This window comes from Vibrio gazogenes (assembly GCF_002196515.1).
Classification (GTDB): domain Bacteria; phylum Pseudomonadota; class Gammaproteobacteria; order Enterobacterales; family Vibrionaceae; genus Vibrio; species Vibrio gazogenes_A.
Genome location: NZ_CP018835.1, coordinates 2,078,202 through 2,094,709 on the forward strand (window position 1 = coordinate 2,078,202; position 16,508 = coordinate 2,094,709).

General features: G+C 38.9%; 15 protein-coding genes. 14 read left to right on the forward strand and 1 reads right to left on the reverse strand.

Annotation, left to right across the window (positions count from 1 at the left end):
* Positions 1–170 precede the first annotated feature (170 nt).
* Complete coding sequence (locus tag BSQ33_RS09365; RefSeq protein WP_088133926.1) at positions 171–1,487, reverse strand: PTS sugar transporter subunit IIC; 1,317 nt, start codon at positions 1,485–1,487, stop codon at positions 171–173.
* Between the two features lie 419 nt (positions 1,488–1,906).
* Between BSQ33_RS09365 and BSQ33_RS09370 the strand changes: the two genes are divergently transcribed.
* The 14 genes from BSQ33_RS09370 to BSQ33_RS09435 all read left to right on the forward strand — a co-directional run bounded on the left by BSQ33_RS09370 (position 1,907) and on the right by BSQ33_RS09435 (position 16,494).
* A complete protein-coding gene (locus BSQ33_RS09370) occupies positions 1,907–2,221 on the forward strand; it encodes a PTS sugar transporter subunit IIB (RefSeq protein WP_077336160.1) in 315 nt (104 codons plus the stop codon).
* Positions 2,222–2,246: 25 nt separating this feature from the next.
* Positions 2,247–3,575 (forward strand): PTS sugar transporter subunit IIC, encoded by a 1,329-nt coding sequence (locus tag BSQ33_RS09375; RefSeq protein WP_088133927.1) that lies wholly within the window; start codon positions 2,247–2,249, stop codon positions 3,573–3,575.
* Positions 3,576–3,654: 79 nt separating this feature from the next.
* A complete protein-coding gene (locus BSQ33_RS09380; RefSeq protein WP_088133928.1) occupies positions 3,655–5,040 on the forward strand; it encodes a glycoside hydrolase family 1 protein in 1,386 nt (461 codons plus the stop codon).
* 39 nt (positions 5,041–5,079) lie between these two features.
* On the forward strand, positions 5,080–5,388 hold the full coding sequence (locus tag BSQ33_RS09385) for a PTS lactose/cellobiose transporter subunit IIA (RefSeq protein WP_072962985.1): 309 nt from the start codon (positions 5,080–5,082) through the stop codon (positions 5,386–5,388).
* A gap of 179 nt (positions 5,389–5,567) precedes the next feature.
* A complete protein-coding gene (locus BSQ33_RS09390; RefSeq protein WP_088133929.1) occupies positions 5,568–6,527 on the forward strand; it encodes a LacI family DNA-binding transcriptional regulator in 960 nt (319 codons plus the stop codon).
* 492 nt (positions 6,528–7,019) lie between these two features.
* Positions 7,020–7,388 (forward strand): hypothetical protein, encoded by a 369-nt coding sequence (locus BSQ33_RS09395; RefSeq protein ID WP_157721375.1) that lies wholly within the window; start codon positions 7,020–7,022, stop codon positions 7,386–7,388.
* Between the two features lie 544 nt (positions 7,389–7,932).
* Positions 7,933–9,003, forward strand: a complete 1,071-nt coding sequence (rfbB, locus tag BSQ33_RS09400; RefSeq protein ID WP_088133931.1) for a dTDP-glucose 4,6-dehydratase — start codon at positions 7,933–7,935, stop codon at positions 9,001–9,003.
* Positions 9,004–9,017: 14 nt separating this feature from the next.
* Positions 9,018–9,908 carry a glucose-1-phosphate thymidylyltransferase RfbA gene (rfbA, locus tag BSQ33_RS09405; RefSeq protein WP_088133932.1) on the forward strand — a complete coding sequence of 297 codons (891 nt, stop codon included), beginning with the start codon at positions 9,018–9,020 and terminating at the stop codon, positions 9,906–9,908.
* Positions 9,905–10,783, forward strand: a complete 879-nt coding sequence (gene rfbD / locus BSQ33_RS09410; RefSeq protein WP_088133933.1) for a dTDP-4-dehydrorhamnose reductase — start codon at positions 9,905–9,907, stop codon at positions 10,781–10,783. The genes rfbA and rfbD overlap by 4 nt, the downstream gene beginning before the upstream one ends.
* A 12-nt stretch (positions 10,784–10,795) precedes the next feature.
* Positions 10,796–11,356: a dTDP-4-dehydrorhamnose 3,5-epimerase gene (gene rfbC / locus BSQ33_RS09415; protein ID WP_088133934.1), complete on the forward strand. Its 561-nt coding sequence runs from the start codon at positions 10,796–10,798 to the stop codon at positions 11,354–11,356.
* 14 nt (positions 11,357–11,370) lie between these two features.
* Positions 11,371–12,162, forward strand: a complete 792-nt coding sequence (locus BSQ33_RS09420; protein ID WP_088133935.1) for an ABC transporter permease — start codon at positions 11,371–11,373, stop codon at positions 12,160–12,162.
* Positions 12,162–13,451, forward strand: coding sequence for an ABC transporter ATP-binding protein (locus tag BSQ33_RS09425; RefSeq protein WP_088133936.1), 1,290 nt, complete (start codon positions 12,162–12,164; stop codon positions 13,449–13,451). The genes BSQ33_RS09420 and BSQ33_RS09425 overlap by 1 nt, the downstream gene beginning before the upstream one ends.
* Before the next feature lie 12 nt (positions 13,452–13,463).
* Positions 13,464–14,588 (forward strand): class I SAM-dependent methyltransferase, encoded by a 1,125-nt coding sequence (locus tag BSQ33_RS09430; RefSeq protein ID WP_088133937.1) that lies wholly within the window; start codon positions 13,464–13,466, stop codon positions 14,586–14,588.
* 7 nt (positions 14,589–14,595) lie between these two features.
* The gene (locus BSQ33_RS09435; RefSeq protein WP_088133938.1) at positions 14,596–16,494 is read left to right on the forward strand and encodes a DUF4422 domain-containing protein; all 1,899 of its coding nucleotides are present in this window, start codon (positions 14,596–14,598) and stop codon (positions 16,492–16,494) included.
* Positions 16,495–16,508: the final 14 nt, after the last annotated feature.

The window sequence follows — 16,508 nt, forward strand, 5'->3', positions numbered from 1 at the left end:
TTTGTTTTTGTTCAATACATAAAGCTGTTTCACCAGAACAGCGTATAAATAGAAGTTAATAAGAAAAGCATATTGTTAGAAAAAGGGAAAACCGGCGGTTCAGGGGGAGAACCGTCGGTCTTTCTCATCAAGATGGCTGTGCCTTTAGTGATACTAGGTGATCGGATCAATTAATGTTTTTGGGCGGCCATTTGCTCTTGCTGCGCGAGAATGATTTTCTCGTGAGCACGAAAAAAGGGGAGGTACAGACAATAAGCATTCACGAGCGCAAAGAGCACCATTAACACGTTGGCGATACTGCCATTTGCGGCCCATGTGGCACCGAGTGGGGCGGGAACGGTCCAAGGTAACATCATGACGATTCGGTCCAGCACGCCAATCGACGTCAGATACCAGGCGATGGTGGCATTCAATATCGGGACAAAAATGAAAGGGAGAATAAACACCGGATTCATGATAATCGGAAAACCGAACAAAATTGGTTCGTTAATATTAAAAATTGCAGGTAACAGCGCGACTTTTCCGACCGACTTCATATGGTTGGAACGGCTTTTCAACGCAAGATATACCAACGGTAGTGTTGAACCAACACCCCCGATCAGAAGGAAAAAATCCCAGAATGATGCGGTATAAATGTGCGGTGGAATTTGGACGCCCGTTTCAATGGCAGCTTGATTGGCAAGTAGGTTCGTCATCCAGAAAGGATTCATGATACTGGTGATAATGATTGAACCGTGGATCCCGACGAACCACAACAGCTGACAAACCAGAATCGAAATGATCACTGCGGCCAGACTGTCGGAGGCAAGAATGAGTGGCTTGAACAGTGTTTCAATCAGGTGAGGGAAATGCACACCAGCATAATATTTTAGTGTGAGATCAAATAACGATAATGTCAGGAAGACGATAAAGATCGGAATGAGTAATTTAAACCCTTGCGCAGTAATCAGCGGTACGTCATCAGGCATATGGATGTACCAACCTTTCTTAATAAACAAGTGAATGACTTCTACGGCATAGATACCTGCGACGAGCGCCGTAAAAATACCACCGCCACCCAGATAGTAAAGTTCTTGGGTATTGAGTGTTGAAAACCCAGACAGCATCAGAAAAGCGAGGCAACCGGTTAGTCCGGATAAACGCTCCGGAAGACGGTATTGTTTTGCCAGACTGGCGGAGATACCAAAGGAAATAATCATTGCAACCAGCCCGAGAGTGATTTGGTACATGGGCAGAATGACAGGTTGTAAACGAATACTGAGCGATTCCCACCACAATGCGATCGATGACGTTTCGCCTATCGATAGGGCTGAGGTGAGCGGGAAAATCAGGGGCACAAAAATGCAACCAATAAAGACAAAAGGCATTGAGATCTGAAAACCGTCGCGTAACGCGATCAGATGGGGGCTCTGGCTTAACTTCCTTGCATATGGTGAAAAATAATGATCAAGAGTGTCCGCGAACAGTCTGGTAACGGAATGATTCATGGCGATCCTTGTCCTTGATGAGTAATTTTGGAAACCGATTGTCCAACCTGCTATTCTTTCATAAACAACGATTTATAAATAAAGATTAGATCACACCTTCATACGGTGATATTGCCTTTTACTGTGGTAAAAACAGTCGGCAAAATCAGTGCCTTTCTTTCAATCATCATGACCACGAATCGATGAATCTGTTTGATAGATCATAGAATCATACTCGCTTGTGACCGTTTTAATGATCAAATTCACATTCCCACGGATTACACTTGGAAACCGGTTTCCAAGTGTAATCCGTGGGCGCATACTTTCAGTGTCTAAACAGGGAATCGCCTAAACAAATCAATCAGTGTCTAAACGAATCAATGCTTAAGCGAAATCATCGTTGAAGCAAACGTATCGAAACGAAGTAAGGAGTATCGGTTATGAAAAAAATCATGCTGTGTTGCTCAGCAGGAATGTCAACCTCGTTGCTGGTGAAGAAAATGGAAGCCGCAGCAAAAGAGCGTGGCATTGATGTTGAGATAAAGGCATATGGTACCTCGGAGTTCAGTGATCAGGTTGGCAACTATCAAGTGGTTTTACTGGGCCCTCAGGTTAAGTACATGCAACAGGACTTACAAAAGAAAGCCGACAAATACGGTATCAGAGTCGAGCCTATCAATATGATGGATTATGGGATGCAGAATGGAGATAAAGTGCTTGATTTTGCAATAGAACTGATAGGCGAGTGCGTTTGAGAAAAATTAAGAACAGGACATCAAAATGAGTACTCTATACGACCATGTGGTCAATGCAATTGAACAAAAACTAACACCAATAGCGGTCAAAGTTGGTCAACAAAAATATCTCACCTCGATCAGGGACGGTTTTATTGCGGCATTGCCGTTCATGATCGTCGGATCATTCATGCTCGTGTTTATCTTCCCACCTTTTCCTGCGGATACAACATGGGGCTTTGCCCGGGCATGGCTGGATTTTTCCTCCGAATACCGTGATCAACTCATGCTACCTTTCAACCTGAGCATGGGGATTATGACGGTGTTCATATCGGTCGGGATTGGCTCCAGTCTGGCCAAGCATCACGAGCTTGATCCGATGACAACCGGTCTGCTGGCATTAATGGCATTTATGCTGGTTGCAGCGCCATTAAAAGACGGTTCGATATCGATGCAATACTTGTCAGGACAGGGGATCTTTACTTCAATCCTGACCGCGATTTATGCGACCGAAGTGTATGCCTTCCTGAAGCGTCACCATGTGACGATTAAACTTCCTCCAGAGGTTCCGACAGGCGTTTCTCGCTCGTTTGAAATCCTCATCCCTGTTTTATTCATCATTCTGACGTTGTACCCACTCAACTTATTGATTGAAGCACAAACCGGGATGATTTTACCTCAGGCAATTATGACATTACTTGAGCCGTTAGTGTCTGCTTCTGACTCATTAGCGGCAGTATTACTTGCTGTCTTTATTTGTCAGCTTCTTTGGTTTGCTGGGATTCATGGGGCATTAATCGTGACCGGGATCATGAACCCATTCTGGATGACCAATCTGTCTGAAAACCAAGTAGCGATGGCCGCAGGTGAAGCGCTGCCTCATATTTTCCTACAGGGGTTCTGGGATCACTACTTATTGATCGGTGGTGTGGGGTCAACTTTACCACTGGCATTTTTATTGCTGAGATCAAAAGCGGTTCACTTAAGAACGATTGGGAAAATGGGTATAGTCCCCGGCTTCTTTAATATCAATGAACCGATTTTGTTCGGGGCTCCGATCATCATGAACCCGATCTTTTTCCTACCATTCATCTTTATTCCGATGATTAATGCGGTGTTTGCGTGGTTTGCGGTGGACCTTGGTCTTGTTGCAAAAGTGGTCTCACTGACACCATGGACAACGCCTGGCCCAATCGGGGCATCATGGGCCGCCAACTGGGCCGTTAGTCCGGTAATTCTGTCTCTCTTGTGTATGTGTTCTGCTGCGCTGATGTATCTGCCTTTCCTAAAAGCTTATGAGAAACAGCTATTAGACAAAGAAGCAACCGAAGCGAAGAAGAAAGAAGCCGAGCATCCACAAGGTGTCACCGTTTAATCATGTGGTGAAATATCAATCAATAAAATAAGAGCGATACAGTGCGGGCAGAGTAACTGCCCGCTGATGGAGAACAAATATGAAGTATCAATTTCCGCAGCATTTCTATTGGGGAAGTGCAGCCTCAGCGACACAAACTGAAGGTGCGGCCTTTTCTGGCGGAAAAGGGGAAAATATCTGGGATCACTGGTACAAATCTGAACCGAATCGCTTTCATCAAGGGGTTTCTGCGACAGATGCGTCAACGTTTTATGAGCATTTCCGTTCAGATATTCAATTGATGAAAGACATCAAGCATAACAGTTTCCGCACTTCGATTTCGTGGGCTCGTTTGATCCCTGACGGAACTGGTGACGTCAATCCTGAAGCGGTTGATTTTTACAATCAAGTGATCGACACACTGATTGAACAAGGGATCGAACCATTTATCTGTCTGTTCCATTTCGATATGCCGATGAAGATGCAGGCACTTGGCGGCTTTGAGAATCGTCGCGTGTTACAAGCCTATGCCGATTATGCCGAAACCTGTTTTCGTTTGTTCGGTGATCGGGTGAAGCACTGGTTCACATTTAATGAACCGATTGTGCCGGTTGAAGGTGGTTACTTGTACGATTTCCATTACCCGAATGTGTTGGATTTTCGTCGTGCTGCAACTGTGGCCTATCACACCGTATTGGCGCATTCGATGGCCGTGAGCAAGTATCGCGACCTGAAACTGAGCGGACGGATTGGCATCGTGCTCAATCTGACACCGTCCTATCCACGTTCACAACATCAGGCGGATCTGGAAGCTGCCAATATTTGTGATTTGATGTTTAACCGAAGTTTCCTTGATCCGGTAATTCGGGGGGAATATCCGCAGCAACTCGTGACTTTACTCAAGCAATACGGACAACTCCCTGATATTCATGATGGTGATTGTGACCTGATTGCTAAAGGTAAAATCGACCTGCTGGGGATTAATTACTATCAGCCAAGAAGAGTGAAAGCGCGGTTGAGTGCGGTGAATCCTAACGCACCTTTTGTACCGGAGTGGTTCTTTGAGCCTTATGAAATGCCCGGCCGCAAAATGAACCCGCATCGGGGTTGGGAAATTTATGAGAAAGGTATTTATGACATCCTGACGAACCTACGGGAACACTACGGCAATATTCCTTGTTATATCTCAGAAAATGGCATGGGGGTCGAAGGTGAAGAAAAATTCCTCAAAGATGGACAGATTCAGGACGACTATCGCATTGATTTTATTCGTGAACATCTGAAATGGATACATCGGGCGATTGAAGAAGGCTCTGCGTGTTTCGGGTACCACCTCTGGACCTTTATCGATAACTGGTCTTGGTGCAACGCTTATAAAAATCGGTATGGGTTTTACCGACTGGATTTGGCAACACAGCAGCGCAGCCTGAAAAAAAGTGGTGAATGGTTTGCTCAGGTTTCAGAAGGTAATGGATTTGATGATTGAAGTGCCGTATGCAAGGAGCGCGGTAAATAGGAGTTTAGCATGGATCTAGAAGAACAAGTCATGGGAATTATTGTCAATGCCGGACAATCCCGGAGCCTCTGTTATGAAGCGCTACGCAGTGCTAAGAGCGGAGATTTTGAACAGGCAGATATGTTGTTACACCAGGCGAGTGAATTCGCAAGTCTTGCTCATCGTGTACAAACGCAGCTGATTGAAGCGGATGAAGGAGAAGGTAAAACACCGATGACACTCATTATGGTTCATGCACAGGACCATTTGATGACATCGATGCTCGCCAAGGAACTGGTCGTTGAATTGATCGACGTATATCGGCGGATTGCACAGTGAATCACTTGCCTTGATTCGGGTGATACGTTCAATCCGGTGATTAAATCACCGGGTTGTTCGCGTTAATTATTGTGCAGTCCTCTTGTTAAATATGTCTTCAAAGGTAAAATGAAAACAGACGGGAACCGTTTTCCATCCTGAATGTTCCCTTTGATTGACCTTGGTTAAATAGGATTGTCATGGTTACTATCACTGATGTCTCTCGGCTGGCAAATGTCTCAAAAGCGACGGTTTCTCGCGTGATGAGTGGCAGCCGGGGAGTGAAACAAGAAAGCCGCGAAGCTGTGCTTAGAGCGGCGGAAGAGCTTAACTATCGCCCTAATATCATGGCGCAGAGCCTTGCGACCCAAAAGTCTGACTATATTGGTGTCGTTTTAACGAGCTCAGATACGGGTCAGGTGTCTACTTTTTTGCCATTGCTATGCGATGCACTCAAGCAAAGAGATAAGCGGATGTTGGTTAGTTTTGCCGATACGCCGGAAGAGTCTCACCGCGTGATGGAATCGTGGGGTCATGGACAGTGTGATGCGATTATCTCCTTCGGTGGTGATATTCCGGCTTCAGCGCTCGACAAGACGATAGCCGTTGATAGTTATGTGCATGACAACTGTCGTTCTATCAGTTACGACTATCGTTTTGCTTGTGAGAGTGCCTGCCGTTATCTTTCCAGTCAGGGACACACATCCGTCGCGATTTTGCTTGATGGCCAGAATTATGCGTCTCAGCAAGTGCTTGAAGGGTATAAAATCGCCATGCAGAATATGTCGATCCCGATTAACCGACAACTCATTGTCAGTGCTGATGAAAGTGCAGAGTTGGCGGTGATGAACCTCGTCAACAGTTATTCATCATTTACCTCACTGATTGTGATGAAAGACAGCCATGCCGCGGTTGCCATGAAACTGCTACAAGACTTTAACCTGTCTACCCCACAAGATGTTTCTATTCTTTCTCTGGAAGATTCATCATTAGCCAAGCAACTAACCCCGGCGCTGACGTGTATCAGTTATCCGTCTGAACGATTGATCGCAGTGCTGATGAAAGAACTCGATAACTTCCTTGAACGTCACCCGTCAGAGAATAAATCAAGTATTCAGGGCAATCTGGTTGTACGAGACTCGGTGGTGAATCGCAACTGATACGAGTTTTGAGAGCTAACCTTTTTACACATCCCTCTGTGCCACTGAATCAAACGGATTCAACAGGCATGGGGGATTAACTATCTAACCAGTTCATATTTTCAATTGACCAGTTAAACTTATAGTCTTTTCAAATCGTGCGTCATCGATTGGTTAATTGTTATTTGTATCAATATTGGTGGAGTGTTTCTTGACCTATTTATATAAATGAGAAGTATCTCATTGACTTTCAAAGATATAACTAATAACTATAGATGCTTGTCTTCATTGTGATGTATTTCCATTTTGATCACTTTTAGTATGATTCATGAATTAATCTAATTGCCACTGTCAGCGTTATTTTCTGATGGGAAAACACGAATATAAAAACTAATGAATGTGACTTTGATAGAGAGTAAGGTTCAATCTTACCAAGCCGTAACCTCCACCACCGTGCGTATTGAGTTGGAGAATTCCCACTCCGTGATTCTGAGACTGTCGGAGTCGTGGGCATTGAATCAAGGAGATTTGGTCGCCATTGCTGGATTTCAGGATCCCCAAAGTAACGTATTGATAGGTTATGGCTATATCAATCTGTCACAAGATGTAAAATCAATTGCGCGTAGTCATGGGGGGCCTTTTTCCCTCTTCGGCGCACTGCTGAGCATTATCACATTGGGTATAGTCGCGTTTATTTTCTCCGGAGAAGGAATGATCGCGTTTTCTGACATTTTGACCACGCTTCCTCTTGCTGTTGTATTACTATTTTCTGGCTTCTTCATTTGGATTGGTATTAAAGCCAAACGAAAAGAACGATGCGTGAAGAGAATGCTGGAGCAAGTGGAAATGAAAACACCTGTTGATGTAACAACACCCATTTAGTAAAGGGTTGTTAGGGATACTAAGGCAATTCAACACATCTAAATTATCATCCCCTCATTCCTTATTGGTGCACTTAGAACAGCATAACGCCAGCTCACACCCAGTTGCTGGGTCAACGCAACGGCTCCACGTTTAAAATCTGGACTGAATGCTCGACGCTTCTTCTTTGACATTGAATCCCCCTTTATTAAGTGGTAATGCTACCACTTAATAAAGGGGGATTCTGCTACGATAAAACCACAAAAATGTCAGTGGTACCACTTTCGGTAAAAGCCTTAATGATGTTGCTGTCAATCATGGTGATTCTCCTCCCAAAATTAAGTATACAAACAGCTGCACTATACTGTAATAAACGCAGGATGTAATCACAAAATGGCAAGGCACAAGCCGTTAGACTCGCTCTGACAAAACAGTTGAGATATAATCACCTTTAAAATAAATACAACCAAACTGTGTGAAGGCTTTTGGAGTGCCTAGTTCCAAGGGCGGTAGCGTGCCTACTGAATTCATACGGTTAATGTCAATTAATAAAAATGGCGGTTAGATGAAAATTTTAATTACCGGTGGAGCTGGCTTTATTGGCTCAGCGGTTGTAAGACATATTATCAATAACACATTAGATGAAGTCGTTAATGTAGATAAATTAACCTATGCAGGCAATTTAGATTCCTTGTTAAGTGTGAAAGACAATGCTCGGTATGCATTTGAACAAGCTGATATCTGTGACCGTGCTGTAATGGATCGGATTTTCTCTACTCACCAACCTGATGCCGTAATGCATTTGGCGGCAGAATCTCATGTAGACCGCTCCATTGATGGTCCCGCTGCTTTTATTGAAACAAATATTGTAGGTACTTACATATTACTAGAGGCTACACGTCATTACTGGCAAACGCTTGAAGAAAAAGCAAAACAAACGTTCCGCTTTCATCATATTTCAACCGATGAAGTTTACGGTGATCTCGAGTCAACAGATGACCTGTTTACTGAAACTACATCTTACTCACCCTCAAGTCCTTACTCTGCATCTAAAGCTTCTAGCGACCATTTAGTGCGAACGTGGTTGCGTACCTATGGCTTACCGACCATAGTGACTAACTGCTCAAATAACTATGGCCCCTATCATTTCCCTGAAAAGCTAATTCCTCTGATGATTCTCAATGCACTCGATGGTAAAGCGCTGCCTGTGTATGGTAATGGAATGCAAATTCGTGATTGGTTGTTTGTTGAAGACCATGCTCAAGCGCTATATAAAGTGGTCACTGAAGGTCGTGTGGGGGAAACATATAATATCGGTGGTCATAACGAAAAAACCAATATAGACGTGGTAAACACAATCTGTTCACTCTTAGAAGAGCTTGTGCCGGAAAAACCAGTGAATGTGAAACATTACCGTGACTTGATCACTTACGTGACTGACCGCCCAGGGCATGATGTTCGTTATGCCATTGATGCAACAAAAATTGGTAAAGAACTTGGCTGGGAACCTCAAGAAACCTTTGAGTCTGGTATTCGTAAAACAGTTGAATGGTATTTAAATAACCGTCAATGGTGGGAGCGTGTTCTCGATGGTTCTTATCGTCGTGAACGCTTAGGTATTCATACTAACTCATAAGAGCAGTGATTGAAATGAAAGGGATTATTTTGGCCGGTGGTTCGGGAACTCGACTTTACCCTATTACCCGTGGTGTATCTAAACAACTCCTCCCTATTTACGATAAACCAATGATCTACTACCCGCTATCCACTTTAATGTTAGCCGGCATTCGAGACATTCTAATTATCACTACCCCAGAAGATAACGATATTTTTAAACGCTTACTTGGTGATGGCTCCGATTTTGGTATTTGCTTGCAATATGCGATTCAACCTAGCCCTGATGGGTTAGCTCAGGCTTTTCTTATTGGCGAAGAGTTTATCGGCAAAGATAGTGTATGTTTGGTTCTGGGTGACAATATTTTTTACGGTCAATCATTTAGTAAGACATTGCTTAATGCCGCAAGTAGAGAAAATGGAGCCACAGTGTTTGGTTATCAAGTCAAAGACCCTAAACGATTTGGCGTGGTGGAATTTGACCAAGAGATGAAAGCTATCTCCATTGAGGAAAAACCGATACATCCCAAATCCAACTATGCGGTGACAGGTCTTTATTTCTATGATAACCGTGTGGTGGAATATGCAAAAAAGGTTAAACCATCCTCTCGTGGCGAATTAGAAATTACTACACTAAATGAGATGTACCTCAATGATGGTACATTAAACGTCGAGTTATTAGGGCGAGGGTTTGCTTGGTTGGATACCGGTACTCATGAAAGTTTTCATGAAGCCTCTTCTTTTGTGCAAACTATTCAGAATGTGCAAGGACTTAAAGTTGCATGTTTAGAAGAAATTGCCTGGCGTAATGGTTGGTTGAGTAATAAAGAGGTCGAATATTTATCGCAGCCAATGCTGAAAAATGACTACGGACAGTATTTAATGCGATTAATTTGCGAAACCAAAAATAGTGATGAAGTTAAATGAAAGTTTTGATAACTGGCTGTAAAGGTCAGGTAGGACACTGTTTAGTTGAAAAATTGATAAATAAAAATGCGACTTTTTTAGCAGTTGATAAAGAACAACTAGATATTACAGATCAAGTCGCAGTCATGAAGTTGATAAAAGAATTTAGTCCAGATGTAATCATTAATGCAGCGGCATATACTGCAGTAGACAAGGCAGAGTCAGAAGCTGATTTAGCATATAAAATAAACCGAGATGGTGTTAAATACCTTGCTCAAGCGGCTACGATGGTAGATGCTGCCATCCTGCATATATCTACTGATTACGTGTTTGAAGGAAATAGTAATCAACCGTATACAGAATCAGACGCCACTAATCCCACGAGCATCTACGGGAAGAGTAAATTAGCCGGAGAACTAGCAGTACAAAAAGAGTGTGCTCGCCACATTATTATACGTACAGCTTGGGTCTTTGGTGAGCACGGTAATAATTTTGTAAAAACCATGCTAAAGTTAGGAAGGCAAAGAAATGCATTAGGCATTGTGGCCGATCAAGTTGGTGGTCCTACCTATGCTGGTGATATCGCTTCTGTACTTATCAATATAGCAGAGCAGATAGTGTCAAAAGCTCCAATTGAGTATGGTATCTATCATTTTTCTGGATTACCCCATGTAAGCTGGTTTGATTTTGCCAATCATATTTTTGATGTCGCGTTAGCACAAAATCTATTAGTTCAAAAACCTGTTCTATCAGCGATCACGACAGAAATGTACCCAACACCAGCACGGCGGCCAGCTAATTCAAAACTAGCAATAACAAAAATTGAACATCACTTTGGTATTGATGCTAGTGATTGGCAAAATGCTCTGAATAACCTTAAACCATATTGCAATTAAAAGATTCACATAATGAAAGTTATTGATACAAAAATACCAGCAGTAAAAATAGTAGAGCCTGAAGTCTTTGGTGATGATCGTGGTTTCTTCATGGAGACCTGGCAGCAAAACAAATTTGAAGAGTTAGTTACAGGTAAGCCAACGACATTTGTTCAAGACAACCATTCTAAATCAAAAAGAGGAATACTACGCGGATTACATTATCAGTCTGAAAATACTCAAGGTAAGCTGGTTCGAGTCATTTCTGGAGAAGTGTTTGATGTCGCCGTTGATATAAGGAAAAACTCACCGACTTACGGTGAATGGGTCGGCGTGTATCTATCTTCGGCTAATAAACGTCAGCTATGGATACCAGAAGGTTTTGCTCATGGATTTTACGTGATAACAGACGAAGCCGAATTTGTATATAAGTGTACCGATTTTTATAACCCAAATGCTGAGCACTCTATATTGTGGAATGACCCTACTATAGCCATTGATTGGCCGATTAGTCATATAAGTGAAGTTACGCTATCAGAAAAAGATCATAATGGAGAACCTTTTTCTAATAAACACAGTTTAGACATGAATTGATTTAAGTAGGACCCATGTTAAGCCATCTTAAAGAAGTATACAAAAATAAGAATATCATTATCGATCTAGCAAAGAATGACTTTAAATCACGCTATATGGAAAACTACCTTGGTATTCTTTGGGCCTTTGTTCAACCAGCATGTCTAATTGCTATATTTTGGTTTGTATTTCAAATCGGATTTAAAAGTGTAGCGATAGATGATTTTCCATTTATTTTATGGCTTGCTGCAGCAATGATTCCATGGTTTTTTATTGCAGAATGTTTACAAAGTGCATCTCAATCTATTATTGGTAGTGCCTTTTTGGTTAAAAAAATAGTATTTAAGACTTCCTTATTACCTATAATAAAAATTATCTCTGCATTAATTATTCATATGTTTTTTCTAGTGATCGTTTTGGGAATGTTTTTGCTCTATGGATATGAGCCAAATATATATTGGCTACAATTAATTTATTATTTAATTTGTTCAATAGCTATTATGGTTGCAATATCTTGGATTACGAGCTCGGTTGTGGTTTTTTTTCGGGACTTGGGACAAATTATTGCTATGGTGATTCAATTTGGATTTTGGCTGACCCCAATTTTTTGGAACTTACAAACTGTTCCTGAAAAATATCAATTTATAATTAAATTTAATCCGTTCTACTATCTAGTAGAAGGTTATCGAGATAGTCTTATTTATCACACTTGGTTTTGGGAACATCCTGCGTTATCAGCATATTTCTGGGGACTCACAATAATTATCTCCATTGTAGGATTTATTACATTTAGAAAATTAAGACCACATTTCGCGGATGTACTGTAATGATTGACAATGAAATAGCCATAAAAGTATCGCATTTAACGAAAACATATCGTCTATATGATAAGCCGATAGATAGATTAAAAGAAGCGCTTCACCCTTTAAAAAAACAGTACCATAAAGATTTTTATGCATTGAATGACGTCAGTTTCGACATAAAAAAAGGGGAAACTGTCGGTATTGTGGGGAAAAATGGTGCGGGTAAATCTACTCTACTAAAAATTATTACGGGAGTACTCACACCTACATCCGGTACTGTAACCACACATGGCAGAATTTCGTCATTATTAGAACTTGGAGCTGGTTTTAACCCTGACATGACCGGGATTGAAAACATCTATTTGCAAGGTTCACTCTTTGGTATAAAACGTCGTGTGATGGAAGAAAATATTCAAACCATCCTAGATTTTGCTGATATTGGAGATTTTGTTTATCAGCCAGTTAAATCCTACAGTAGTGGTATGTTTGCGCGACTAGCCTTTGCTGTCGCAATAAATGTTGAACCTGATATTTTAATTGTCGATGAAGCATTAAGTGTCGGTGATGCTAAGTTTCAAAGGAAATGCTTTGCAAAAATCGATAATTTATCCCAAAAGGGAACGACAATTTTACTAGTATCTCATGATTTAGAGAGCGTAAAATCATATACAAATAAAGCATGCTATATAAAAAATGGAATGAATTTTTGTTTTTCTGATACAGATGTGGTTGTTAATAGATATTTAAACGATCTCTTTCCTAAAGAAAAAAAGGAAGAGGTTTATCATACTAAAAATATGGCTAATGAAAATATTACAGATGATGGTTACATAATTCCTCTATCTGATAAAGCGATGTCTTTTGGAGTAGGATTAGCAAAGTTTAACAATATCAAAATCCAAGGAATAGAAAATATTATTTTTTCCGGTAATGAGGAAATAACTATAATAATAGACATTGAATGGGAAATTGAAGCGATATTGGATCTGTGTGAACGTGAAGGTTTCAAAAAGAATATTATTGTAGGGATGTATATCGAAAGTGTTAAAAATGAAAAAATATTCGCATTCAATACATATACATCAGGTGTTTTTATAGATATTTATACAGGTTTATGCAAAGTTAAGTTTTCATTTACCATGCCTGTATTAGCACCTGGAGAGTATTTTCTGGTTCCATCAATAGCATTGGGTGAGCACAGAGTACACACGCAACTATGTTGGTACGATTATTATGGGACAATAGTATCTCAACCTGAAAAAGGAGTTGACTTCTTGGGAATGGTCGAGATTGATTATAGAGTAAATGTCTAAAAGGATATAATTTTGATAAATAAGATATTTGATGAAATAATTAACGACTTTAGGTGTGAACGATATAAAGATATTGAGTCTGAGTTTTCATCTGAAATACGTGAATTATTTAAGATCGATAAATATGCGCAAATTGCTTTAATGAACTATTCTATGGCAAATTTTTATCCGTTAATAAATGATCTAGTTAATACTATTAGACCTAAAAGTATATGTGAAATAGGAGTAGATACAGGATTTACTACTTTTATTCTGAATGATATATGTAAGAATTTCGATGGCCGATTACATGCCGTTGATCCAGTTCTTGACGAAAATAATTTACCTGTTAAGTCAGATCTAATAACATATCATATTGAAAAATCTGAAACTTATTTAGAGCGAGAAATTTATAATCGAGTATATTTTATTGATGCTGAACATACGTATGATGCTTTATATAATGAATTAAATACTATTCATAAAATTAATTCAAAATGTAGAAAAAATAGTATCATCTTTGTGCATGACATGAGTTGGCCACATTCCTACAGGGACGTTATTTACAATCCCGATGATTATAAGCATAAAGATAGGCCGAGAGATAAAGGTTATTTATTTCCTACATCGAGCGATTTTTGTGATTATGGTATGCCGATGTTCTATGCCGATGTTGCAGCTTATGAAGGTGGCAAAAATAATGGGCTATTAAAAGCAGTTCAAGATTTTATAGAGGAGAATGAAGAATATGAATTCTGTAAAATACCTTCTCAATATGGCTTTGGAATAATTTGGAATAAGAATGAAGATGTCGATGTTTTAAATCAGATAGAGGTTGTAAAAGAGATGTTTAAAAAAATACATCCATTCCTCGGTTTATTGGAACTGAATAGATTTTTGCTTATTTCTAGAATTGAATACCTGAAAATTAATAACTTTAGACTCAACGAGATGATAACAAATAAAATAGAATCATTGGAAAACTCAAAGAGTAAAATAATCGAATTTGATGATATTATTAAAAATCTAGAAATAGAAAATTTAGATTTAAAGTCGAAAAATTTAGAATTAATGGAAGAAATAAAAAAAATATTTAATTCAAAATCATTTAAAATAACAAGGCCATTCAGAGTAATTTTCTCATTATTTAGGAAATGATATTATAATGAACTCAAAATGTTTTATAGCTTTAGCATATCATAAAAAATCCCCAATTATTGAATCTAATTATTTACATCCAGTACAGGTAGGTAAAAGTCTATCTGATGAAGACTTAGGGTTTATATGTGATAACACTGGTGAAAATATATCAAGGAAAAATATTTTTTATGCGGAGATGTCTGCTATCTATTGGATGTGGAAGAATGTCGATGCTGAATACCTCGGTTTATTTCACTATAGACGAATTCTTGATTTCAAAAATAATAAAAATGAAGATATATACAACTATCAAATCAATGAAAAATCAAATATTTTTGATGACTTAGGTCTGACAGATGAAGAAATAAATAAAAAGTTAGATGAATATAATATAATTACAAGGAAGAAGCAGTCTCTGCTGGAGTGGTCAAACTTCACAATTAAAGAACATTATGCCCATGAACACCTATTAGAGCATTTGGAGTTAGCTACTAATTATATTAATGGAAAATACCCTGAAATATCAAATCATTGGGATGATTTTTTAAATCAAAGCGAAAGTTATTTCTCCAATATGTTTGTAATGAAAAGAGATATTTTTAATGAGTTTTGCAAGTTTGTTTTTGACATATTAAAACATGTCGAAGAGATGACAAATTTATACGATAGGAGGTTACAATATGGACAAAAACAAGCTCGATTTTTAGGGTATTTAGCTGAAAGGCTAACAGGTTATTTTATATATAGTAAAAGTCTTCAAAATAGTAGTGAAGTTTTAGAGTTACCAGTAGCTGCTATAACAGATGATATGAATGCAAATTGGTTTGAACATAATACTTATGAAAAAATAAGCACTTCGAATGAAGATGAACGAAATAACTTTAATGAAAGTCCTAAAGTTTCTGTTCTAGTAGCTGTTTATAATACTGCTAAATACTTAGAAAATAGTTTGAAGTCGGTATTTGAACAAACATACTCTAATATAGAGTTAATAGTAGTTAATGATGGTTCTACTGATGATAGCTTATATAAACTAAATAAGTTGAAAGAATCACATGATTTTATTTTAATCAATAAAAAGAATGCTGGTCTTGGATGCGCACGAAACTCTGCTTTAGAGCGTTCTAGTGGCAAATATATCCACTTCATGGATAGTGATGACTATATGGAGCCTGACTTTATCAAGAAGATGGTTTCCAAAGCTGAAGAAAATAATAGTGAAATAGTTTTGTCAACTCACAGATGTTTCGATGATTCAAATGGTAAAACTTTATTCGTGTCAACCTTGCCATATAATGTTTTGGGGGTTGAAGGTAATACAAGTATAGATTTGTGTGATGAGTTAATGTTAACACCTTGTCATGTATGGGATAAATTGTATTTAAAGGATTTTTTAAATAATATTAAATTTACTCCATTTGGCGGAGAAGATATCCCATTTTTCTGGAAAACTATTACGTCTGCAAAAAAAATATCAATTCAAAAAGAGTGTAAATATAACTACAGGTTGAATGAAAACTCCATCCAAACTAATAGTAAATACGCATTACAAGTATTTGAAAGTATTAATATTGCAAGTAATTTCATACGAGATAACTATCAGGGTTCAAACGTCGAGGTTTACTTTAAAATATTTAAAATAATGTTAGTTGGACATATTCTTTATAAGAATAGATACCTTTTAGAAAATGATTCTAGCTTTAGATATGAATACTATAAAAATATAAAACTCATACTTGGGGATATTACCAAGACCGATTATATTCCTCAGCAAATGTATTATAATTGCGATCTTAATTTCATGATTGAAATAAAAGAACTTTCTTATTTTAGATGGTGCTTGAAATTAAATATTGGCCCTTTTAAAAAGTTAAAATCGTTTGCGGTTCCAATTTTTTTGAAATGTAGAAGTTTAGTTGATTAATGAATCATAATTTT